Annotated in this window: 19 protein-coding genes; 10 read left to right on the top strand and 9 right to left on the bottom strand. The window is 61.7% G+C overall.

Going from position 1 to position 23,343, the window contains the following annotated elements; genetic code table 11:
- Positions 1-3: 3 nt before the first annotated feature.
- Genes ACOFKT_RS17635 through ACOFKT_RS17645 form a run of 3 tightly spaced genes read right to left on the bottom strand, consistent with a single transcriptional unit; the run spans position 4 to position 3,053 of the window.
- Positions 4-504, bottom strand: coding sequence for a hypothetical protein (locus ACOFKT_RS17635; protein ID WP_419805296.1), 501 nt, complete (start codon positions 502-504; stop codon positions 4-6).
- Between the two features lie 33 nt (positions 505-537).
- Positions 538-2,103, bottom strand: coding sequence for a VWA domain-containing protein (locus ACOFKT_RS17640; protein ID WP_419805297.1), 1,566 nt, complete (start codon positions 2,101-2,103; stop codon positions 538-540).
- Complete coding sequence (locus tag ACOFKT_RS17645; RefSeq protein ID WP_419805298.1) at positions 2,103-3,053, bottom strand: FHA domain-containing protein; 951 nt, start codon at positions 3,051-3,053, stop codon at positions 2,103-2,105. Before ACOFKT_RS17645 ends, ACOFKT_RS17640 begins: the two co-directional genes overlap by 1 nt.
- 191 nt (positions 3,054-3,244) lie before the next feature.
- Here ACOFKT_RS17645 and ACOFKT_RS17650 point away from each other — a divergent pair, with 191 nt between their 5' ends.
- Genes ACOFKT_RS17650 through ACOFKT_RS17670 form a run of 5 tightly spaced genes read left to right on the top strand, consistent with a single transcriptional unit; the run spans position 3,245 to position 6,855 of the window.
- Positions 3,245-4,369 carry a ThiF family adenylyltransferase gene (locus ACOFKT_RS17650; RefSeq protein ID WP_419805299.1) on the top strand — a complete coding sequence of 375 codons (1,125 nt, stop codon included), beginning with the start codon at positions 3,245-3,247 and terminating at the stop codon, positions 4,367-4,369.
- On the top strand, positions 4,366-5,079 hold the full coding sequence (locus ACOFKT_RS17655; protein ID WP_419805300.1) for a hypothetical protein: 714 nt from the start codon (positions 4,366-4,368) through the stop codon (positions 5,077-5,079). The genes ACOFKT_RS17650 and ACOFKT_RS17655 overlap by 4 nt, the downstream gene beginning before the upstream one ends.
- Before the next feature lie 34 nt (positions 5,080-5,113).
- A complete protein-coding gene (locus ACOFKT_RS17660) occupies positions 5,114-5,374 on the top strand; it encodes a hypothetical protein (protein ID WP_419805301.1) in 261 nt (86 codons plus the stop codon).
- 6 nt (positions 5,375-5,380) lie between these two features.
- Complete coding sequence (locus ACOFKT_RS17665) at positions 5,381-5,896, top strand: ubiquitin-conjugating enzyme E2 variant (protein ID WP_419805302.1); 516 nt, start codon at positions 5,381-5,383, stop codon at positions 5,894-5,896.
- Positions 5,893-6,855, top strand: a complete 963-nt coding sequence (locus tag ACOFKT_RS17670) for a serine/threonine-protein kinase (protein WP_419805303.1) — start codon at positions 5,893-5,895, stop codon at positions 6,853-6,855. Before ACOFKT_RS17665 ends, ACOFKT_RS17670 begins: the two co-directional genes overlap by 4 nt.
- A gap of 1 nt (position 6,856) precedes the next feature.
- On the opposite strand, the gene ACOFKT_RS17675 is transcribed toward ACOFKT_RS17670, so the two are convergent.
- The 4 genes from ACOFKT_RS17675 to ACOFKT_RS17690 all read right to left on the bottom strand — a co-directional run bounded on the left by ACOFKT_RS17675 (position 6,857) and on the right by ACOFKT_RS17690 (position 11,070).
- The gene (locus ACOFKT_RS17675; protein WP_419805304.1) at positions 6,857-7,969 is read right to left on the bottom strand and encodes a WD40 repeat domain-containing protein; all 1,113 of its coding nucleotides are present in this window, start codon (positions 7,967-7,969) and stop codon (positions 6,857-6,859) included.
- Positions 7,970-8,035: 66 nt separating this feature from the next.
- Positions 8,036-9,169 carry a WD40 repeat domain-containing protein gene (locus ACOFKT_RS17680; RefSeq protein ID WP_419805305.1) on the bottom strand — a complete coding sequence of 378 codons (1,134 nt, stop codon included), beginning with the start codon at positions 9,167-9,169 and terminating at the stop codon, positions 8,036-8,038.
- 66 nt (positions 9,170-9,235) lie between these two features.
- Positions 9,236-10,081 (bottom strand): hypothetical protein, encoded by an 846-nt coding sequence (locus tag ACOFKT_RS17685; protein ID WP_419805306.1) that lies wholly within the window; start codon positions 10,079-10,081, stop codon positions 9,236-9,238.
- Positions 10,082-10,413: 332 nt separating this feature from the next.
- Positions 10,414-11,070 carry an epoxyqueuosine reductase QueH gene (locus ACOFKT_RS17690; protein WP_419805307.1) on the bottom strand — a complete coding sequence of 219 codons (657 nt, stop codon included), beginning with the start codon at positions 11,068-11,070 and terminating at the stop codon, positions 10,414-10,416.
- Between the two features lie 148 nt (positions 11,071-11,218).
- On the opposite strand from ACOFKT_RS17690, the gene ACOFKT_RS17695 reads away from it, so the two are divergent.
- The gene (locus ACOFKT_RS17695; protein ID WP_419805308.1) at positions 11,219-12,379 is read left to right on the top strand and encodes a hypothetical protein; all 1,161 of its coding nucleotides are present in this window, start codon (positions 11,219-11,221) and stop codon (positions 12,377-12,379) included.
- 25 nt (positions 12,380-12,404) lie between these two features.
- A complete protein-coding gene (locus ACOFKT_RS17700; RefSeq protein ID WP_419805309.1) occupies positions 12,405-13,580 on the top strand; it encodes a hypothetical protein in 1,176 nt (391 codons plus the stop codon).
- A gap of 59 nt (positions 13,581-13,639) precedes the next feature.
- Here ACOFKT_RS17700 and ACOFKT_RS17705 read toward each other — a convergent pair whose 3' ends face one another.
- The gene (locus ACOFKT_RS17705) at positions 13,640-14,923 is read right to left on the bottom strand and encodes a D-tagatose-bisphosphate aldolase, class II, non-catalytic subunit (protein ID WP_419805310.1); all 1,284 of its coding nucleotides are present in this window, start codon (positions 14,921-14,923) and stop codon (positions 13,640-13,642) included.
- A 104-nt stretch (positions 14,924-15,027) separates the two neighbouring features.
- Here ACOFKT_RS17705 and ACOFKT_RS17710 point away from each other — a divergent pair, with 104 nt between their 5' ends.
- Together ACOFKT_RS17710 and ACOFKT_RS17715 are read left to right on the top strand one after the other, a co-directional pair.
- Positions 15,028-15,978, top strand: coding sequence for a carbohydrate kinase family protein (locus tag ACOFKT_RS17710; protein WP_419805311.1), 951 nt, complete (start codon positions 15,028-15,030; stop codon positions 15,976-15,978).
- Positions 15,979-16,104: 126 nt separating this feature from the next.
- Entirely contained in the window at positions 16,105-17,163 is a 1,059-nt protein-coding gene (locus ACOFKT_RS17715; protein ID WP_419805312.1) for a LacI family DNA-binding transcriptional regulator, read from the top strand.
- 127 nt (positions 17,164-17,290) lie between these two features.
- Here ACOFKT_RS17715 and ACOFKT_RS17720 read toward each other — a convergent pair whose 3' ends face one another.
- Positions 17,291-19,216, bottom strand: a complete 1,926-nt coding sequence (locus tag ACOFKT_RS17720) for a primary-amine oxidase (RefSeq protein ID WP_419805313.1) — start codon at positions 19,214-19,216, stop codon at positions 17,291-17,293.
- A gap of 502 nt (positions 19,217-19,718) precedes the next feature.
- Here ACOFKT_RS17720 and ACOFKT_RS17725 point away from each other — a divergent pair.
- The gene (locus tag ACOFKT_RS17725) at positions 19,719-23,237 is read left to right on the top strand and encodes a carboxypeptidase regulatory-like domain-containing protein (protein WP_419805314.1); all 3,519 of its coding nucleotides are present in this window, start codon (positions 19,719-19,721) and stop codon (positions 23,235-23,237) included.
- Positions 23,238-23,343 lie beyond the last annotated feature (106 nt).

The raw sequence follows: 23,343 nt of genomic DNA on the forward strand, positions 1-23,343 counted from the left end.
GGCTTACTTTTCCCCTTCCGCAACGCGCTGAAGCTCGTTGCGCAGCTTTCCGAGTGCTTCCACAATCTCCTGCCGTTGCGACGCATTGCCCCAGGCGCGGCGTACCGCGGGCAGCTTCCAACGATCCTTCAGGCGGTACAGCAGGTCAATGTTCGTTTTCAGGTCGGCCAGGTCGTTGCGCAGGAGGTGCGATTCGCCGTCAGCACCTTTGACCTCCTGCCGCTTCTGCAGGTTTTCCGGGTCGAAATCCTTGATGGAGCGGAAGTCGAATTCGGCGCGGAACTCGGACTGTTCCGGACCGGCGTAACCCTGAAATTTGAGCTTGGGTTGAAATTGGCGAAAGGCATCGCCCAGGTCCTCGACCTTTTTCAGTTCTTCCGTTTCAGAGCCGGCCTCGGCTCCGACACGGTCCAGTGTCATGGGCAGCATGGCTGCCGCAGTGGAGGTGGGTACCTTGCGAATCGCGGCGGTAACACCTTTTCGAACGACTTTGACCAGAGGCATTGGGTGACTCCTTTAAGCAACCGTGATACGAGCTTACCGATCGACATTGAGGCGGGTTCGTGAAAACTCGCCGCGGGACTGAATTTGAGTGACCTGCGCCGCGGAACGTTGCAGCGGACTGGCCGCAGTCTCCGGGGCAAAGCCCTCGGGCAGTGATGTGGTGGACCGTACCTGGACCGCGGATGCCGCCTTGACCCCAGGGCGCAGGCCAGGGTCGGTGGTGGCCCGCTCACCGCGCCAGCGCTGTTTGCGGTCCGGCATGCCGAGGAGTTCATGACCCCAGATGAGGCGAGGCACCCAGAACCAGAGCAGAAGCAGCAGAAGGGCGGCAACGGCGTACAGCAGACTGTGGGTCAGCACCAGGGTCCAGCCGGAGTTGACGTCCGGGTGGGTTGCGATGAGGGTGTTAAGTTCGTCAGGGCCGGCCTTGCGGTCAAACACGGGCGGCGCCGTTGCGGGCACCAGCAGACGCAACGGCTCGCCGGTCAGCACCGAGTTGTCTTCCAGGTGCAGCGTGGGGACCCACTGCTGGTCGCGGCCGGCCAGCGCGACCCGGCTCCCTTCCGGCAGCAGCCATGTCAGGGTCACGGCATGGCTTACCGCGGAGCGTGTCACGTGCAGGGCGTCCAGCAGTTGCGCGGCGTCGGCGGCGTAAAAGAAACGCGTCGACAGACGCTGGAGGGCGGCTGTATCGATTTGCGCGCGGTCGCCAAAGCCGATGCCGATGGTGTCCATGTGCGCTGCCTGCACCTGGGCGGCGGCCTGTTGCAGGCCATGATCGCCGTCCAGCAGCAGAGCATCGTCGCCGGGCGTGACCTCGTTCTTGCCGTCGGTCATCACAATCAGGTGCGGTTGCACACCGTTGCCCGTCCCCTCGCGGCGCAGGGTTTCGATCTCGTTATGCAGGGCTTCTTCACCGGTAAACACAGCCTGGTAGAGCGCGGTGTTGTTCTTGGTTCCGGGAACGGGCAAGGCTTTCAGTTGTGCGAGTGCGTCCGCCTTGTGCGAAGCGTAGACGGCGCCGCGAATGGTCGAAATGACGTTGTGGCTTTCGAAGGGAACGATCGCAACGCGGTCCGATCCCTCCTGCATGCCGTCCAGAAACTGTGCAATGGCGGAGCGGGCCGCCTCGAAGCGGGTCTGTCCGCTGGCCATCTTATCGTTCATGCTGCCGCTGATGTCCACGATCAGCAGCACCACATTGGTGTGATCGCCGGCATCCGGGCCAACGCCGGAAGAGGCGAAAAAGGGCGTCACCTCGCCCGAAGGCCCAGTTAGCCGAAACGCGGAGGCAAGCTGCGCGGCGGGCGGCAGTTGCACCGGCGCCGGCAGACCGCTGGACGCAGCCGGCGTGACCACGGCCGACATGCAGGGCGACAGCGTGACGGGCGCGCAATCCACCAGGACAGGCTCGGAAACGGTATGCAGCGCGACTGCTTTTTGCGCGAGGGCAGAGCCGCCCTGGGCAGACGCGGCGAGGGCAGAGCCGCCCTGGGCAGCCGCGCCCGAGTTTGTTCCGAGGGCAGCAGCGCACAGGACCGCTCCGGCCAGATACAGGGCAGGTCGCAGAAGACGCGTCGCAAAGGCGGACAGGCGCACTACTCACCCAGCTTTCTGCTGTCGAAGCGGAGAGCGGTGCGGCCAATCAAGACGTCGTCCTGAGGCGCAAGCTCCTGGGACGAAACGACGGTTTTGCCCTTGACGCGAAGCACGTATTTGGCGATGCCCTCCGGACCACCCGCGTCGGGGTGCCGCGCAATAAAGTAGCGGCCTTCCTTTGAGAATACGACGGCGTGCCGCGGGGCGATGGAATTGTCTGGAATGCAGATGTCGGCACCCTGCTGAAATTTGCTGCCGCTTTGCGCGGTTTGCGCGCTTCCCAGGGTGTAGGACTCCTCAACGTCCAGATCCCACAAGGTCTTGTTCTTGCCGAGCTTATTCTGCGCGCGTGCGTCGCCGGAGCTGACAAAGCGCAGTTGTCCATCCCGCACCAGTATCGGGGCGATGCCGGCGCCGAATCCCATGCCCGCGCCAGCCAGCATCATGCCGCACATGGCCACACCGGCCGGCAGATGCGGTGTAAACAGAACAAAGACGATCCCACCCAGAAGCCCGCCCAGCAGGCCCCCGGCATAGGTATGGAAGACCCGCGCGATATTGGTCCGTACCCAGCGGAGCCCCAGACCGAGCGCGACCACGGAAAAGCAGAGTGCCCAGGCGGCGATGCGGTAGAGCGACGGTGCGGACGGAGCAATGCCAGCGAAAAGCAGATAATTCAGTCCCGCCGCGACGAGTGCGGCCACGCCGCCAAAGAGGAAACCCCAGCCCACGGACGATCCGCGAACGCGGCCAAGCAGCACCTTGTCGAAGTGAATATAGAGGGCGACGGAGACAAGAATGCCGAATAGAAAGAAAGCTACGGAGTCCGGCAAAAGATGAGACCGCGCGCTGCTTAAAGGAATTTGCACCAGCGCGGTCAGCAGCGAGGCGAGCAGGCCGGCCGCCATGCCCGCTACTGTGGCAAACCATAATCCGCGATACAGACTCATGCAGGCAGCCAAAAACTTCAAAGTCGCAAATGTAGTTCGCCGCTGGGCGGTTCTACTCTGCCGGTAGGGTTATAGAGGGATGAGACGACGTTCTTGGTTGTCCGTAAATGGCATCTTCGTGGCATGGTTCAGCGTGGGTGCGAGCCTACAGACTAGTGACGCCGAAACTTCCAGACCAGGCGAGGCGGTCCATGCAACCTGATATGTCCGCGAAGCCGCGCCTTTGCGTGGTGGGCACCGGTGCGCTGGGGTCCGCGCTGCTGGGGCAATTGCGGGAGCAACGCTTTGCTTCCGTGCTGCTGGTTGATCCGGACGCTGTGGAGGAGCGCAACCTGGTGCTGAGTCCGCTGCTTCGGCGAGCGGTAGACCACCTGGAAACGAGCGCGTCGCAGAAATCTGGTGCGCGGCAGAACAAGGCAGAGCTGCTCGCCGTCGCCGCGCAGGAGCTGGATGGGCTTCGCTGGCGATCGGCCTCGTGCGAGATCGCGGACGCCGGATGGGCCGATCTCCGGGAGGTGGACCTGCTCTGCTGCTGTACGGACAGCGTTTTATCCCGCGTGGAGACGGCATGGATCGCGCGGGCACTCGGCAAGCCAATGCTGGATGGCGCAGTTGTTGGCCAGGAAATCGCCGGGGGCCGCGTCACCATATTTCCGCCCGCAGAGGCGGCGGCCTGTTTTTTATGCGGGCTGGCGGAGAGCAGGAGAGCCGCGGTGCTGGGGTATGCCGCTTCCACGTCGCTGGGCTGCCAGGCTCCGGAAAGCGTGCCGGCCATGGCGGCAGCCCTGGCCACGCTGAACGCGGTTGCGGCTGAGATGCTGAGGCAAATCCTTGACTGGCAGCAGCTTGCGAGCGAGGTTTCGCTTGCAAGCAAGGTGTCGCACAGCACGCGGCTCGCCCTGGGAGCGGATGATGCGTGGCAGACGGAATCGTTCGAGTTGAGTCGAAGCGCTACCTGTCCCTGGCACGATGCGCCGTCGGCAATGCTCGAGGAGCTTGCGTGGGAGGAGCCGCTTGCCACGGTCCTGCGGGACGGGGCGCGCGAACTGGTGCTGAACTGGCCGGTGTGCACCGAAGCGGTTTGCGAAGCGTGCGGCGTGCGCACCCGGCCCATGCAGCGCGTGGCCCAGGTCCGGCGCTCGCCTTGTGCTGCATGCGGATGTTTCCAACAGCAGCCGCTGCGGGCGATTTTTCGCGTCCGGCATGGAGACCCGTACAGCGGCTGTTCGCCGCGGCAGCTTGGAATGCCCGCGCGGCATCTGTACTGGATGCGCGACACTGACCAGGAACTCTCGCCACAGGAGGTTGCGGTATGAATCGATCGTTGGAGCGGGCCGCCCTGTTGTTGGGTGTGCTGGTCCTGTTGGCGTCGTTGCAGTTCTGCGCGGCGCTGGGCGGTGCTGCCGCGGCGCTGGTGGCAGCCCTGCTGCTGAGCGCGGGCGCTACGTGGCTTTGGCTGCATTTTGAGCTGCCGTCGGGTGCTGTCTGGTTGCCGCCGCTGGTGTGTGCCGCGTTGTGCGCGGTTGTGGCGGCGCTGCTCGACCTTTCGCTGCGGCCGACCTTTGCCGGGCTGTTCACGTTTCTGCCGGCGGCCGCGGGCAGTGGTCTGACTGTATATCTGCTGCGGCGGTCCGAGGCGCGCTGCGGTCTGTGCAACCGGAGCCTGAGCGCCAGTTCCCTGGTCTTCGCCTGCCCTCGGTGCAGCATGCACGTGTGCGACGAAACCTGTTGGAGCTTTGAGCATGCGCGCTGCCAGCTATGCCTGGATCAACGCGTGCCGCTGCTGCCGATGGAGGAAAGCTGGTGGCTGCGGGTGGCCGGTGCGCGCTCGCGCCACGACCGCTGCCAGGTGTGCCGGGGGGCAGCCGACCAGGTGGACCTGCGGCTCTGTCCGCACTGCCGTCGAGCGCAGTGCCGTGACTGCTGGGACTTCACCAACGGGGAATGTCAGCGATGCAGGACAGCCCTTCCCGATCTTCCCGCATCGCTTGCACATACCGTCGCGTCCCCCGTCGGCGCAGACTGAGCATTTTGCAGCACCCCTTGTCTTGGAGAGAGCCATGCCGAAATACCAGGTGTACTTTGACACAGTGAACGGAGAAACCAAGTACAACGTCGATATTGATGACGGCGAAACGTTGGACATGGTGCTGGAAGAGATCCTGTTCGATCTGCGAGAGCGCGGCAACATTCTGAAGGGCGAGGGCGAGCCCGAAGTCGTGTGGAACGGCCGGAGTCTTGACTTTGCGCAGGGGCTAACCGAGCAGGGTGTTCGCCCCAGCGACGTGTTGCGCGTATCCACCGTCGCCACGAACGGCTGACCCGGGGTGTTTGCCCTGACCGAGCGGCGCCTGAGCGCGGAATGGGCGCTGCTGGAACAGCTTGCGGCCGTGAATGCCGGCCGGCTGACGGGCCTGCGCAGAGATGGCGCGGAGTTCCACACAACGCTGCACGGACCCTCCGCAATGTCCATCCCCAGGCAGCAGCACGGGGACTGTCTTTTCGTGCATGACCTCCGGGTGGAGTTCCCGGTACACTTTCCGGCAGTTCCCATGGAGATGTACCTGCGTATCCCGGTCGTTCACCCCAACGTGCACCCGGAGACCGGGTTTGTGTGCCTGTGGGAGCGGCACCGCGTGAGCAACAGCGTGGAACTGGCGCTGCACAGGCTGGTGGCGATGCTGGCCGGAACGCTCTGCAACGATCGAGCGCCGCACGTGATGCAACCGGATGCGCTGCCCTGCGAGGGTGGGCCAGCGATGCCGCTGCAGGGTGTGGCTTACGAAGCTGCGCCATATCTGGATGTTTCAGCCAGCAGCGCGCGTCGAAGGCGGCTGCTATGAACGGCGAATCGCGTTCCGACACGAACGAACTCGCGGAGCGGCTCCGGATTGTTCTAGGCAGCCGCTTTGAGGTCGAACGCCCGCTCGCGATCGGCGGCATGGCGACCATCTTTCTGTTGCGGCATCGGCTGCACCGGGGTCCATTTGTTGCAAAAGTGTTGCACCCGGAGCTAGTGGAACGCGCCGGCGTGCTCAGCAGCTTTCGCCTGGAAGCCACGCACGCGGCGCTGCTGGGCGATCATCCCAACGCCGTTCCCGTTTTCGACTTTGGCGAGCTGGACGGCCTTTTCTTTCTGCTGATGCCCTACATCGGCGGTGAGGACCTGGACCAGATTCTTGCTCGGCAAGGACCGCTTGGCCGCGAAGAAGCATTGCAGATGGCCGCGCAAATGAGCAGCCTGCTGTGCCACGCGGAATCGCAGAGCGTGGTGCATTGCGACCTGACGCCCGGCAACATCCGCCGCGATACGTTTGGCCACTATCGCTTGCTGGATTTAGGCATTTCGCAGACGAACGGACCGCAGGACCGGCCGTTTGTGGGCGGCACGCCGCTGTATGCCAGCCCCGAACAGTTGCGCGGCGAGCCGCTGGACATTCGCAGCGACCTGTATTCGCTGGGTGCCGTTCTGGGTGAGGCGCTCAGCGGAACGCCGCTGTTTCAAGGCACTTCCATGAAGGAGATCCGCAACCGGCACCTGCACGGGGTGTGGCGCATGCCGGAGGTGCTGGAGGAATCGGACCCGGTCGCTCGTCTTCTGCATGCGTTGCTGAGCGTGGACGTCGCCGCGCGTCCCCAGAGCGCGTATGAGCTCAGCGGCATCCTGCACGCGTGCGGCTCTGCTAGGCCGGAGTTCCGCCCCGCGTCAAACCCGGAACAGCGGATGGCGAGCTCTACCGGGCATTCCCAACGAAAGCGGTTGACCACCGAGATCGGCGAAGCATTGCGGTCGAGTTCGTAGTCTACTTTCCTGCGCTACGGCCGGGCAGTGTGATCGTGACGCGCTTGCCGGAGCCGAGTTCAACCAAGGTAAGCGGTAAGGGCTTGCTGGGGTCTTTCCAGTCGGTGATCTTGTATGCGGCGGCCCAGAGGGAGTTGCCGACCTTCACAAATGGCAAATCGCTGATCGGGCATGCTGCGCCGATGTCTTTGTTCGGATCATGGATACTGCGCAGGTGTGTTCCGGTATAGCTCTGGCAGACGAACACCTCCGGATTGTAGGTCCACGCAAAGTAACCTCCACAATCCTTCACCGGAATCGGTTTACTCCCGTTCAGCTTCCACAACAGGCCGCCTTGCGGGTAATGGCTCGAGGAACCCGCGAAGCTGGAGCCAAATCCAAAGCCTGTGACGAAGTAACGTCCATCGGGTGAGAACGCCGGCTGGTCTCCCACGTTATTAATGTTGCCCGGCAGCTCAGTGGCCCACCCTGGCTTCATCCTGCCGACCTGCAGTAGGTAAACCAGACCGAAGCGATTTAATCCCAACGTGCGGCCATCGGCTGAGAGCGCAAAGCTGGTTGCGGTGTCCGTCTGCGTGTCGGGCGATCCGCCCGGCACCTCGCGAGTCCACAGAAGTTTGCTGGTCACCGTATCCCAGGCGTAAAGATACTGCTCACCGAGTCCGTACAGGATCGACCCATCCGGCGAGAAAGCAATTTCCTGCGTTTTCGCCGGAAAATACCCGGGAGCGTCCTGTTGTCGAATACTCTCCAGCACCTTGCCGCTGGCAGCGTCCACGATCTGTGCCACGGAATCGTTCTTCGGAGGCCGGTCAACCGCCAGGGCGATCGTTTTGCCTGATGGTGAGAACGCTGCACCATACGCCAGCGGCAGATCGTCACGATTCCAAAGCACTTTTCCACTCGCCACGGAAATCGCAAGAACGGTAGGCGTCTTGTCGGAGCCATCGTCTGCCAGCACGACCACCAGTTCCGAACCTGACGCGGAGGCCGAGATCATCCGGACGGTCCGCTCGACACGATCCTCGCAGGGGCAGCAGAGCGCCACAATACTCTGCAGAAATAGCGCGAGCACCAGGCGGACTCTGCGCGATGAACAAGCAGATACGCTCACGACCGTTTCCTCTTCCGCGTTCTTGCCATGGGCTAAATAGGAGGCTGCCACACCAGCCATCCATTGTTACTTGCCCCGGCCCGGTAGTGTTATCGTAAGTCGCTTGCCTGTGCCGAGTTCCACCAAGGTCAGCGGCAACGGCTTCGTTGCATCTTTCCAATCGCCATTCTTGTACGCGACAGACCAGAGCGAATTTCCAACCTTCAGGATGGGCAGATCGCTGGGCGGGCCGGCAGCGCCGATGTCTTTCGTGGGGTCATGTATGTTCCGCAGATGTGCTCCCGCAGTGTCCTGGCAGCCGAAGATGTCCGGCTGGTCGGTCCATGCGATGCCACCGCCACAGCCGGGTACGCGCGTGCCTCTCGGGTTGCTGCCGACCCAATACTCCAAGGCGTAGCTCCTGTTTCCCTGCCGGTCCAGCGGCGCTGCATCCCCTGCTGCAAGGACCTTGTTGTCCGAGGAGAACACTGGCCTGCCCGGCGACAGCATCTGGATGTCTTTACTGCCACGCGAGATGAAATGTACAGGACGTGTACTTCCCGCAGAGGTAACGTGAAGCACGGTCCTCGCTGCAGCGAGTTGTTTGCCGTCTGGCGAAAGGGCGAGCGCGCTGGCATGACCGTACGGAAGAATGTCATGGAGGTCACGCGGCGTTTCAAAAACCCCCGGAATGTCTTGTACCCAAAGGTAATGTTGCGCCTTCAGGTCCCATGCAAATAGCGTGTCGTTACTAACACCATAGAGAAGACCCTGATCGGGAGAGAACGCAAGGCCCACGATGCCGTTTCCCCAAGTGTTGTACATCGCCCCGGGTTCAAAATCCAGCTTATCGTCAGCCCCCAGCGCCTGCTCCTGTTTGCCTGATGTGCTATTCAGGATCAAGACGCCGGGACCATCTCCGAAAACGCCACCAAAGCCGAGGGCCAACGTATGGCCGTCAGGTCCCATAACAAGTTTTGTCGGAATCGGTTCAAACTCACGCTGCCACAGGATTCGCCCGGATAGAGGAGTGAGTGAGATAGCAAAATTCTTTCCGTGCGGTTCATATAAGCCAAGCACGAGATTCGAACCGTCCGGAGTCGCCGTTATGGATCGGATATATCTGCCATTGTCGATCTGAGGTCCAGAGCTCTGAAACAATGCTGACGGAACACACAGAAAAGCGGCGGCAATGCCGACTAGATTTCTGAACACCGTCATGGAGCTTTCCTCTTTACCCTTCTCGCTTTCCTCACAGAATGACGCGCCTGCTGAATTATGTCTTCGCTAATGAGGCGTTTGCCCGCATTCCATGCGGTCTGAAAATCGGTCAGACCGTATGTGCCGCCGTTTACGGCTTTCCGCAGTGCGATCAGATCCCCTGTCGCGAAGATTTTTCCGTAGGTTTTTCTCACTGGCTTTTAGGTAGCCTGCAACGGCTGCGCCTGCATATTGCTGTGAGTTCACCGCATCCGGGTTCGTCACAAATAAATCACCAACTCCCGAATGTCGAGACGCCGCCGTGTACTGAAATCTTCCGGTCAGTTGAATGAAGCCTCTACCCCGGAAATACCAGCCATCCCCCGGCTGCGTGTTGCCCAGCCCCGGATTTCCTTGATAAATGTCACCTTTCACACTTTGAGCATTTTCCTGCCAAGTTTCTTCACCAACCTTTTTCGTTTGCAGGCCATGGTGAAGTTTTAGGCTGGTAGGGTTGTGATCGTTGTGAATCGTCTTTGCGTTTGAACTCCAGGTCGGCTGACCGGTGGCGTTGTTAATGTACGTTCCAGTCGTGTTCAGATCGTACTCCGGCTCGTCTTTTGGTTTGAAACTGCCGGTCTCGGTCCGAACGCACGCAAGTGCAAGCAGCACCATGTCTGTGTCGTTCAGACCCAGACGGGTAAGAGCGTCGAGCAGACCTGGAAGATAGAAATCGATTCGTGACATCTTGGCAGCCTGAACATTACCGTCCGGATCGGTGCCGCCTGCGTTCATCAAAACCATGCCGTCAGGCACCATCGCTGCTGCCAAGGCTTTCATCTGCACGGAAAGTTGTTCTTTCGCTTTTTGGCTGCCGTTTGCCAGGGCGACCAGAAAGACGAAGAGCGATTCGTCGGCTTGTGGGTCGATCACGGCGATGCCGTGGGGGTTGGCGCGGCCGTGGAAGTAGAGAAGTTCGATCTGCTTAATGGCGTTCCATAGGGCGGGGAGGGAAGGCCGTTTTCCGGAAGAGGTGTGGCGAGCTTGCCGTTCTCTCCACCACCCAGCACGCTGTCGCGACGTACCCGTCGTTGACGACCTTGTTGATCAGCTTTTGTACCTGGAGCACGTCCCGTCGATGGTGATGGTGGTGACAGAAGGATTCGCCAACTGAGCCTCCACATGCTGCAGGCGTTTGCCTGCAAAATCCTGCGCTGGTGTGATGCGGCTTGTTGGCTTTGTGACCACCAGCCGCAGTCATCGAATTACTCCGCCGGTTCCGCCTCACCGTAATACATTTCGCCAATGCGAATCACGTCGCGCCCCGCCCGAATGCGGTGCAAGTTGGTATCGCGCAGCGAGTAGGCGCAACCGCAGTACTCCTGCTGATAGAAGTTTTCGCGCTTGCTGATGTCGATCATGCGGCTGGCACCGCCCATCTTGCGCCAGTTGTACTCCCAATATTGCACGCCTTCATAGCGGCCGGCGGCGCGCACGCCCGAGCCGGTCACCTGCTGAAAATCTTTCCAGCGAGAGATGCCAAGGGAACTGCTGATCAGGTCGAAACCATGCTCATGCGCGTACAAGGCAGTGCGCTCGAACCGCATGTCGAAGCAGGAGGTGCAGCGCGCGCCACGCTCGGGCTCATGCTCCATACCTTTTACGCGGTCGAACCAGTTTTCCATGTCGTAATCGGCGTCGATTACGGGGATGCCATGCTTCTGTGCGAAGCGATGGTTCTCATCCTTGCGAAGGTCGTACTCGCGGCGCGGGTGGATGTTTGGGTTATAGAAGTAGATGGTGAAGTCGATGCCCGAACGCACGAGCGTTTCCATCACCTCGCCGGAGCAAGGCGCGCAGCATGAGTGCAGCAGCAGCCGGGAGTGACCGGCGGGCAGTTCCAGTGTGGGCAGATCGCTCATCGTACCCCCTCCATTCGCCAGTTCGACACATGGGTGCGAAACCGGATATTGTCCCCTTACAAAGCTATAACGTGAGGCAGGCTCTGTGCTTTGATCGCGTCAGGCGCTGCCACCACCACGTTGCAAACTCTTTGCCGATCCCAACGCTATGCCGGAACATTCGCTCTGGAACCGCATTGCCGCCGAACAAAGCCGTACCCGCCGCGAGTTTCTGCGCGGGCTTTGCGGCTCCGCTTTGGTCACCTCTGCGTCCAGCGTGCTTGCTGGCCGGGCCTGGGCGGCACCGGCGGCGAATCGAAAAGTCGTGGTGGTCACCTTTGGAGGTGGCGCGCGCGACCAGGAGACCTTCGCGCCCGAGGGCCAGGAGAACATTCCGCACCTGATCCACGAACTTTTGCCGCAGGGCACGTTCTTCACGCAGGTGGTCAATCGCGGCATCCTGGGGCACTACGTCGCAACCGCGTCGCTTGCCACCGGGGTGTACGAGCGGTTCAACAACTTCGCGGACGTTTCGCCGGCGAATCCGACCGTGTTCGAATACTTCCGCGCGGGCAGGAACCGCCCCGCAACCGATGCCTGGGTCGTTGCGCCGAGCAATGGTTTCAATCGCATCGGGCAGAGCTCTTATGCGCAGTACGGCGGCCAGGGCGCGACGGTGGTACTGCCGAAACGCATGCTTGCGCGGCCCGACGGTCTGCCCGCCTTTTCCGGCTTGGACCACCTGCTTACCGACAACTACGAATCGCCGATCCAGGCACCCGTCTCGCTACAGCAGGAGCTGCCAGCCGGCCGCATCGAAAGCATGCTGAAGCTGAGCGTGCAGGACTTTGCCGCCCACGCACGCACGCTCAGCAGTCCCGACGAGCTTTCGCTGTATGTGGCCCAGCGCATCATGCAGGAGACCGCACCAAGCCTGCTGTGGATCACGCTGCACGACATTGACGTGGCGCACACGGGCGCGTTCTCACTGTATGTGGACGCGGTGCGGCGGTCCGACCGCATCTGCGCCGAGCTTTGGCGCATGATCCAGTCGAACCCCGAGTATAAGGACCGCACCAACCTGCTGATCCTGCCGGATTTTGGCCGTGATTCCGACGCGGACGCCGGAGGCAACGGCTTTCAACACCATCGCACCGGCGATGCGCTTTCGCGCACTACGTGGATGCTCGCGCTGGGACCGAACGTGAAACAGAATGCGATTGTGGATCGCGCTGTTGAATCGATTGACCTGGCGCCGACGGTAGCGTCGCTGCTGGGGTCTGACGCGCCGCGCGCGCAGGGCCGGCTCGTAACGGAGCTGCGGTCGTGACGGCGTCGGCAATGGAGGTGCGCGGATGAGCGACTTCGCCGCACAGGCATTGCCGTTGTTGCGCTCGCTGCCGGTGCCGTTGGCGGCTCTGCTGTTGCAACAGGCGCAGCGTTATGAGCGCATCTTTCCACGCGAGCAGCAGGAGCTGCGGGCAACGTTGCAGTCGCTGCAGCCACCTCTCTCGGCAGAGATGCAGCGAGCCATGGATGCCTTTGCGGCATTGCGCCTTTCGCCGGCACTCAAGGCATCCGGATGGGAGACCGCGCCGTCGCTTTGGGTCGAGCGCATCACGGCGGAGATGTGGAGCTCCGGGCAGATTGCCGCGTTCCGCAATGCCGCCAAACTCGTCGTGCCGCCCGAGTCTGTGGACGACCCGCTGACCCAGCCTCGCGCGGTGGTCGTGGCGTATGACACGCGCCTGCGCACGGACTCTGCCGCGCCCGCCCTGTTTCGCAGATTGCGTCCGCTGGGAACGCACTATCTGGCCGTGGACGGGGCGGGGGACCCGGCGTCTCCAGACGAGTGGCTTACGGCTCTGGACACGTGGCTGACGGCCCGCGCGAAGGCGGCGCCGCAGACGTATGCGCATTGGCACATCTCCGGCGGCATCATCCCTTCGGCGCAGTTACCGGTGGCGACCCTGTCCTACGCGGAACTGCAGCCCGCGCGCCAGCAGCTGCTGCGCATGATGAACGACGCCCGCAACGCCGAGGGTACGGGCGGCCCTGAAGGCATGCGCGATGCCATGCGCGCGCTGACGCCCCAGCAGATGGGTTTGCCCGCTGCGACTGATCCGGTGCTGCGTGACTTCGCGACAGACGTGCTGGTGGGCGGCTCCGGCACACAGCTGTATGCGACCACGTTTGTGCAGTGGACCGCGCGCGAGGTGCTGCGTCGTGCACAGCCGCGCACGCTGGTGGCCCGGTTCACGCCGCGCAATCAGTCGGCCTCCATGGACCTGCGGCTTTCGCAGCCCACTGCCGAGCCGCCGCTCGATCCAGCCGGATCGCTGGTTGACGCGGAGATGGGAGCGCACCTGACCTATGTCAACCTGCAGCGGCTGCCAGGGGCGGGACGCGCGCATTTTCTGGCGTGGCACCCGGGTTATGGTCAGGCCGTGCTGATCGGCAGGGGCGTACCCGCCGGCGCGCAGATTCAGGCCAAGACAAGCCTGCACGACCTGCTTGCTCTGATGGGTTGAGGAGCGTGGCTCGCGGATGCGCCGGCTTGCGCTACGGAGTGAATCAGCGCGGCGTGGCTCTAGCTCCGGTCAGGTTCAGAGATGCCCAGTGCAGCTCTTCGATATGGGTCGAGCGCGGCACGTATGTGCGCGTGCACCAGCGCTGCCGGATCGGCATTTAGCAGGCCCCCGCGCACCTGAAGGTACTCCTGCGGCAGGTGCTGGCTTAGCAAGGTCTCCGGGATGCGGGTCCGGCGCAGGTTCGCGATCAGCCGATCGACAGCAGCCTCGATCTCCGGCTCGTTCCAGTAGTAGCGAACGCGATCGCTGTAGCTGTGCACGCGAAGCTGCGCCTGCTCTTCCGGGGTGCCCTGGTAATACGTTTGCCACTGCTTCGGCTTTGCAAGCATGGCGCGCTCGACGGTCGCGCGCAGATGCGATCGCGTGGCGGCAGGCACAAGCCACTGCTCCACCGCCTCCAGCGCAAACAGCGCTTCGCGTTGCGCGAACGTCAGAGCCGGCCCAACTTTCAGGATCGCGAAGCCATCGCGTACCAGATTCTGAAACGCAACGGGCCGTTGGTAATCGGTGCTGTGCGCCTCCATGACAAGCTGCGGATGCGCCTGCAAAAAGTGTTGCAAATGCGCAGCCTTCTCCGGTGCGTAATCGATCACCGCGTTGTGGTCGAACTCAACCCCGGGTTGCACGACAACGGCAATCACGCGATCCCACGCACTCTGCAAGCCGGCTCGCTCGAACGCGGCCTGGTGCATGGCAAGCGTATGTTCGACCGCCTCGGTCGAGGTGACTTCCAACGTCGATAGCGAGTGATTCGCGCCGCCCGGTGTCGGCACCTCTGTGCCCACCACGTACGAAGTGTCAGCATCCGATGCGGCGGCTTCGGTTGCGGCACAGAGCCGGGCTGCACGCTCGGCCATGACTTCATCTGCAAGCTGGGGCGGATCATCGGCGCAACGCATGCTTGCATCCAGGTGAATTTTCTGGAAGCCCGCTTCGGCATACGCAGCCATCATCGTCTCTGCCAGGCTCATCGCTTCGCTTGCCGGCAGATGCTGCCAGGCGTTCGGTCCCAGGTGATCGCCACCCAGGATCAGCCGTTCGACCGGAAAGCCCGCCTCTTGCGCAATGGAGTAAACGAAGCGGACAAAGTCCTTCGGCTGCATGCCTGTGTAGCCGCCCTGCTGGTTCACCTGGTTCGAGGTGGCCTCGATCAGGAGCAGGTCGGTACCCGGTAGCGCCTGCTGCATTGCTGCCTGAATCACCCACGGACTGGCCGAACAGACGGAGTAAATGCCACGGTGGCCGCGCTTTTCACGTAGAAGCGTACGCAATGAAGACGACATGCTCTACCTCGCTGTGCAGCGTCATGACCGAGCGCGCACAGAGCCCATTGTGAATGGCGCTGCTATCCTGTGCAAACGTTTGCAATTCGGGGAGAGGGAACGCGGTGACGCCGACCAAGCCGTTTGATCTTGCGATCGCAGGCGAACTGAATCTTGACTTGATCCTGTACGGCCTGCCGCTGGCAATGCCCACAGAGCGCGACCTGCTGGCCACAGGCTTTGCCGCTACGCTGGGCAGCTCGTCCGCGATCGTCGCGCATAATGCGGCCGCGCTCGGCTTGCGGGTGCAGTTTCATTCACTTGCTGGCGATGACGACTTCGGCCGGATCGCGGTCGAGCGTCTCCGGCACATGCACGTGGACGTGAGCCGAGTGAGGATGGACGCGGCAGTCACGACGGGAGTCACGGTTCTGCTGCCGCACGGCAACGTCCGCCACAGCTTCACCTATCTCGGCAGCATTGCGCAGCTTGCGCGCGCGCACCTGGATGCGACGGCCCTGACGCAGGCGCGTCACCTGCACCTGTGTTCGCTGTACCTGCAACAGGCATTGCATGCGGACATCTGTGATTTAGTGCGCGAGTTGAAGGCGTACGGCCTGACTGTCTCGCTTGATACCAACGACGACCCGGCGAACGCCTGGGGGCCGCCGCTGCACGATCTTCTGCCGCTTGTGGACATCTTTATGCCCAACGAAGACGAGTTGTGCCGCATGGCAGGCAACGTCTCGCTGGAACAGGCGTTGCAAACCTTTGCGCAGAGCGTGCCGGTCATCGTGGTCAAACGCGGACGCCATGGGTGCCGCGTTCGCCATAAGAGCGAGATATGGGACGTACCGGGCCTGACCGTCACTCCCGTGGATACGATCGGCGCCGGAGACAGCTTTGACGCGGGCTTTCTTGCCGCCTATCTGCAGGGTTACGATCTGCGCACGTGCGCGCGCGCCGGCAATATCACCGGCGCCCTTTGCACGCTTGGCACGGGCGGCACGGAAGCCTTTCGCAACCCGGTGCTGCGCGACGCATTCCTGAAAGAGAACGGCTTTCCGGGGGCATAACCTGCGCAGGAAGAGGCCGCACCTGTTCGCGTTTCGAGCGATGTTTGCCTCTGTGCGATGAACCACTGATTGCAGCATCTTGCCTGTACACTCGTTGTGCGCGGAACGAAGAGGTAGAACAGCAAGATGGCTCATACCATGCACGATGTTGCAAAGCGGGCAGGCGTTTCGCCCGCGACCGTATCGCGCGTCCTGAGCAAAAATCCCTACATCTCCGCTGAAACCACGGACCGTGTCATGTCCGCCGTGAAGGAGTTGCACTACCACCGCAACGTGCACGCGCGGCGGCTCGCCATCGGCAAAAGCGACCTGTTCGGCCTGGTCATCTCTGAGATCGCCAACCCGTTCTTCCCGGAGATCATTCGCGGCTTTCAATCTGAAGCGTGGGACCGCGGCTTTGACGTTTTGCTGCTCAACACGGAGTACAACCCGGAGCGCACGAAGTCGGTGGTTCGCAAGCTGATTGAGAACGACGTGCGCGGCGTGGCCGTGATGACGTCTTCCCTTGACGGCGAGGTGATCCAGTCACTCACCCAGGAGGGCATTGCGGTGGTGCTCAGCAACATGTCCACGCCCGACCGCCTGCTCAGCAACATCACCATCGACTATGGGCGCGGCCTGTCGCAGGCCATTGAGCACATTGCTTCGCTTGGACACCGGCGCGTGGCCGTGATCGCTGGTCCGCCCACGAATCAAACGGCCGCGAACATTGAGAACGCATTGGTCGAGGGACTGAAGCAGCGCGGTCTTGATCCCGACCCGGTCGCGCACAGCGCCTACAACCTGGACGCGGCGGCGGAAGCGGTGAAGGCGATCGTATCGACAAAGCGGCCGCCGACCGTGATTTTCTGCGGCAGCGACCTGATCGCGATGGGCGTGATGGCCGCACTCGAGCAGGCCGGCATTGAAGTGCCGGGCGAGATCTCGGTCATCGGCATTGACGACATTGCTTTCTCGTTTCTCGCGCGACCACCACTCACCACGATTCGCGTGCCGCGCGAAGAGCTTGGCATCACATCCTTCAAAGCATTGAACAAACTGCTGAAGCAGAAACGCAACCGCGGCGATGAGTACGTGATCGAAACGGAGTTGGTCATTCGCAAGTCCACCGCGGTGGCGCGTACTTCCCTGCTTCGCAAAAAGATCGACGCGCTGAAGACCGGCTCGAAGTTCCAGCGCAATTAGAGCGCATCTCCGCAGTGATCGTGTCCACGCAAAGTGATGACCCTCCACGGCTGAATCTGCCGCTCGCTATGCAATCGTCTTTTATCTTGGCGGCTGAGCCGATGATTTGTGAACGCAGCGGAGAGAGCTAACTGTGGCAGCATGCGTTCTTGCTTGCTGATTTTGCGGCGGAGGTCGACGGCACATCGTTCGCGGGATTCTGTTCAAAGAAGCCATTCGGCTTCAGCAGAAATCCGATGTACGCCGTCGGCATCACCGGGTAATCCTCAGGCCGCGGAATGTGCGTGTGACCGAACGAATACCAGAACACAACGTCCTCGTTTTCGATGTTGCGGTCCTGCTTGATCCACGCCGGCAGGCCGTCGCCGCCGGTGCTCTGGTTCGGGTAGTCTCCCGCCGCGAAACGCTCCTTTGCGTCGAACGGTGTGACCCACACATGATGATCCACGAAGCCTGCACGCTTGCGCCACCACGCCTTTGGCGACGCCAGCGGCACGGCGTTGTCGCCGCCGAAGAACTTGTATCCGACCGGCTCGCCCATTCTGTTGAGCGAGTTCGGATTCACGATCTTCCATGTGCGTGATGTCTCGATGTTCAAATTGCCGCAGGCCTGGCTTTCGCGCGCAAGATTCGTTTTCTGAGCAAAGAAGGCGTTGCCCTGCGGGTTGTCATCGCCTTCCGGGCTCACGACCACATCAATCTGTTGCACGGTATTGCGCGGGCCGTCGATGCCAAAGTCGAGCCGCATGTTGAAGAAGTGCTGGTGGTTCGGCGCATATAGCAGCGGCGCGATCACTGTGCCGTACTTCGGGTTCTCGCCATCATGCACAGCGCCAAGTGAAAGAATGCCCGTCAGCTTGATTTCAAACTGGATGTTGCCGTCCTGGTAGAAGTACCAGAAGAAGCCGTACTCATAGTTCTCCACGGTCGAGACGGACGACACGACCAGCCGCCGCGATCGCCGCACCTCCGGGTGCTCCGGATGGCGGCGGTCCGTGTGCTTCCAAAGAATGCCGAAGTCTTCCTCATGAATGCAGATGGCGTTTTCGATCTTGAGCTGGCCGCCGCGGCTGTCACACAGGTCGGCGTTCAAATAGGCGATGTGGCCCACGCAGTCGCAGCCAAGCTTCAGGCTGTTGGCGCACATGCCCATGCCGTACTCGCCTACGTCAAATGCGTTTTTGCGCACTTGCGTCGGACCAGGATCGCCATACGGCACGACCATTTCCGTCAGCGATCCCCGGTACAGGATGGGCCGGACCCGGTCGCGATCCTGGTAGCGTACATCGTGAATCGTTAGACCCTCACGTGCCGTGAAGCCGACGACCAGGCTCCAGTTCTGCCAGCGCAGTTGCTTGCCTTCCAGCGTGAAGCTCGGCCCCTCCGGTTGCGTAATCTCCAGGGTCTTGATGCCGGTGCGTTTCTCCGGTATGCGCTCCTCAAAGTATTGACTGTCTTCCGGCGGCAGCGGCCATTCGCCGTACTCTTCCACGCGGATGACTTCCATCGTGTTCAGGTCCACCACGGGCCGGATACCCTCGATCGGGTGCGCATAGCCGTTATCGGTCGCATCTCTGCGCAGGAAGCAGAGGGGCCGCGTCAGGCGTCGCGTGCGTTCTTCCTCGGCACCGTAGTTGCCGGCGCTCCAGATATCAACCATCACCAGGCTTGTGTCAGATACACCGTAGTGCCGCATCAGAGCGTCCCGGAAGGCCTCGCTCCTCAGTACGGCCTGCTCGCACTCGACCTGCTCATCCACTGAAAGGGTCGGCTGCAAACCTTCGGCGGCGCGCTCCCACAGTTCGATGCGTTCAGCCTTCAAGTTCAAGCGGACGTTCGCCGCGGTGTTGCGCGCATTGTCAAAGATCACGGCTTCCGCACGCCTGCGTTCCTTCGCTGTCTGCGGCCACGCATAGACCGCGGCCTTTGCGGGCTCAAGCAGGCTGATGCTGATGATGCGCGTCGTGGGCGTGAATTCGGCGGACGACTGCAACAGGCGTACCGCCTCCCTGACCTCGTCCGCGGTTAACGGCTCCAGTGGGTGCAATGGCATGGTGATTCCTCTTTGCTGAGGGCGATGTTGCCGCCTGTTCGAAGGGAGAGAAGCCTTGCTTGCTCGGGCTGTGAAGCAAAGCCGCGCCTACGCTGCTGCTGTGAGTGTTTTTCCCTTGTTGCAAAACCCAAAGGGGTAGGCAGGAGTATCGCCGGGAGACGGACCAAAGTCAACGCATTCACGCTGAAGGCGAGCCGTAAACCGGCTTCGTGAACTTTTCTGCAACTGCTTTCAGAAACCGCTTGCATAAAATGAATGACCGGTTTAGTGTCTGTCCTCAACACCGGAAATCCTGGCGCGTCGCATCACCGTGAAGATGTTCTGGCTGATTTTCCTGAAGCTTGGGAAGGTCAGACGTTTTCTCAATTTGTGAGCATGTTGCGATGGGCCTTGATGTTTCTTCTCAGGGGAGGCAGTCACCATGTCCGCAGGGCTGAAGGAAAGGTTCTCCGCAGCAACACGATGTGTTCTCTGGCTTTGCGTTCTGCTTGTTGCTCTGATTTTGTCGCGGCCTGTACTCGGCCAGGTGGACTCAGGCGCCGTGGTGGGCGTGGTGCGCGACGCCTCTGGCGCGCTGATTCCGAATAGCCGCGTCACGCTTACCAGCCAGGACTCCGGCCGCGTCGTCAGCACAAACACGAACTCCTCGGGCGAGTACACCTTCAGTCCGGTCAAGATCGGCACGTACACCATCTCGGTTGAAAGCTCCGGCTTCAGCCGCTTTGAACACAAAGACGTCACCGTGGCCGTGCAGCAGCGCGTGCTGGTGGATGCGGCGCTCACGCCGGGGCAGGCCAGCGAGACCGTTCTGGTGACCGGCGACGCACCGCAGTTGCAGACACAGGACGCCTCGGTAGGCCAGGTTGTGGATGCGAAGAAAATCGTCGACCTGCCCCTGAACGGCCGTAACTTCACGTTTCTTGCCCAGCTTTCCGCTGGCGTCAATCAGAACCAGAACGATTCACGCGGCCTGGGCGCGACCGGCAGTTTCGCAGCCAATGGCGCTCGCCCCGCGCAGAACAACTACCTGCTTGACGGCATCGACAATAACAGCAACCTGGTCGACTTCCTGAACGGCACCGCCTACGCCGTGCTGCCGCCGCCGGATGCCATCCAGGAGTTCAAGATCCAGACCAGCAACTACTCGGCGGAGATCGGCCGTTCGGCCGGCGCTGTCTTGAACGCGACCACGAAGTCTGGAACCAACTCCATTCATGGCAGCGCCTGGGAGTTCGTTCGCAACGACGCACTCGACGCGAACAACTACTTCGCCACCACCAAAGGCCACTTCAGCCAAAACCAGTTCGGCGCAACCATTGGCGGCCCGATCCGTCGGGACCACACATTCGTTTTTGGCGACTACCAGGGCCAGCGCAATACGCAGGCACAAACGTTGACCAGCACCGTACCCACGGCGGCGCAGGCCAACAGCGGCTATACCAACTTCGCCGATCTGATCGCCCAGGGCAGGGGTGCCACGTACACCGATGGGCTCGGCCGCCGATTTCCGGTGGGCACCATCTTCGATCCGGCGACCACGCGCGCGGTGATCTGCGGCGTTCCTGACGCAGTGACCGGCATCACGATCGCCTGTGGATCCAGGGCATCCGGAACGCAGGTCGGCTACACGCGCACACCGTTCAACGGCAACGTCATTCCGACTGGCCGGCTCGACGCGAACGGCGTCAAGCTGGCCTCCCTGTTTCCTCTGCCGAACAAAGCGGGCTTTAACGGGAACTACGTCAACAACGTTCAGGGTTCTAACAACTCCGATTCAACCGACGTGCGGCTCGACCAGTACTTCACGCAGAAAGATTCTGCGTTTGCCCGCTTCAGCTACCTGAAAAATCCGGTGTACCTTCCTCCACCATTCACGGGAGTGGCAGACGGCGGCGGGTTCAACAACGGGCTGACCAACTCCACCACCTATCACGGTGTGCTGAATGAGACGCACACGTTTACGCCGACCTTCATCAATGAAGCGCGCATCGGCGTGAACCGGTTAGAGTCGTCACGCCTGCAGGCCAATGCAACAACGCAGGGCATCCCGGCGCAGTACGGCATCGGCGGCGTACCGCAGTCACCGAACAACGGTGGTCTGCCACGCCTGACCGTGTCGAACCTGACGCCGCTCGGCGGCGCCGGTTATCTGCCGTCTGTGGAGTACAGCACCGTGGTGCAGTTCTCTGACGACGCGACCAAGACGCACGGCCACCACACCGTGAAATGGGGCTACACCTATGAGCGGCTGCGCTTCTCCGTGCTGCAGCCGATTGCATCCCGCGGCAATCTCACATTCAACGGCCAGTTCACCGACGTGCCGACGCAGACCGGCGGCAACACCGGCCTGGCGCAGTTGGTGCTCGCACCCACAAACTCCAGCGTGGGCGGTGGCAACAACCTGGGCGGCTTCGATAGCGCGCAGCTGTCCAACATCGCCACCACCGACATGAAGCGCAATTACAGCGGAGCGTACGTGCAGGACGAGTGGAAGGCTACACCAAACCTGACGCTGAATCTTGGCCTTCGCTACGACAGCTTCGGCCCGCTGGTCGAGCGCAATGGGCGGCAGACCAACTTCCAGCCCGGCAGCAATGGCGCAACCTTCCTCTTCGCACAGAAGACCTGCAGCACACCGCTTTCCGCTGCCTTCTACGCCGCTGCCGCGAAGGACAAGGTCACGATTCAGTGCACCAGCCAGCCAGGTCTGCAGACTGTGCAACACCTGAACTTTTCGCCGCGTGTGGGCTTCGCCTACCAGGTCACGCCGCGCTTTGTGGCGCGCGCGGGCTACGGCATCTTCTACGGCGGCTTTGAGAACTCGTCGCAGTACACTTTTGGCGACTTCCCGTTCCAGTTCGCACTCAGCTACCAGTCGCAGACGCCGAACTCGCCGGTCAACTTTCCAAACGGCGGCAACAGCTCACTTGCGAGCGGTTTGTCCAACATCAGCGTGAATCCCTCGCTCATCTCCGCGTCGGGTGTTTCGGTGCAGGGCGAGGACTACAAAATTCGCACGCCGTACAACCAGAACTACAACCTGACTCTGCAGTACCAACTCTCGCAGAACCAATCGATTCAAGTCGGCTATGTGGGCACGACTACGCGCCACCTGGGCGTGTACATCGCACCGAACCGACCCAGCCAGATCCTGATGCCCGGCCAAAACACGCTCGCTTTTTCGCCCTACCCAGACTTCGCGTCGGGCGGCAACTACACCAGCTTTGAAGCGAGTGGCAGCTACAACAGCTTGCAAACGACGTATGAGCGCCGCTACGCCATGGGCCTCAGCCTTCTGGCTAACTTCACCTATTCCAAGTGCATGACAAATGGCCGCGACTTCCTGAACGCCACGGCGATAGGCTCCTTCCGCGCCGCAACGCTGCCCGGCTTCGGCATCTCCGGCGACTACGGCGCGTGCGACTATGACATTCCACGCGTCGTTCACGTCAGCGGCACGTACGACGTGCCATACGGCCGCGGTCGCGCCTATGGCAATCACCTGAGCCGTGGCCTGGATGCCGCGCTGGGTGGTTGGAGCACGAACCTGATCTTTACCGCGGAGGACGGACAGCCGGGAACGATCCGCTGCTCCATCACGACGACCACCACTTTCGGCTGCTTTGTGTTCGTCAACCACGGCGTGAACCGCTACACGCAGGCCGCAAATCCGTCCGGCTACACCGTAAGAAACTTCCTCAATCCCGCTGCCTTCAGCAACGCTCCAGTTGCCACGGCAAACGGGCAGAGCAGCTACGCTCCGCTTGGCGGCGGCCCCTCGCAGTACCACGGTCCTTCCTATGTCCGCGCGGATTTTTCGTTGTTCAAGAACTTCAACGTTACCGAGCGTGTCTACGTGCAGCTGCGTGCCGAAGCTTTTAACGTGGCCAACACGCCTAACTTCGCTAACCCCACCGCAACCAGTCTTTCCAACCTGACCACCTTCGGCCAGATCACGACGTTGCGTGACGGTACGAATGGCAACCGGCAGATTCAGTTCGCGGGCAAATTCTACTTTTAGCGATGCGGCCGGACCTTGTGCGCGCACGGTTCCGGCCTATCCTGAGGAAGCGTTCCATGCACCGCGTTTTCTGCTGGTACGCGCAAATTCTCTGCGCGCGTGTGCG

The organism is Terriglobus sp., from assembly GCF_965201105.1.
Taxonomy (GTDB): Bacteria; Acidobacteriota; Terriglobia; order Terriglobales; family Acidobacteriaceae; genus Terriglobus.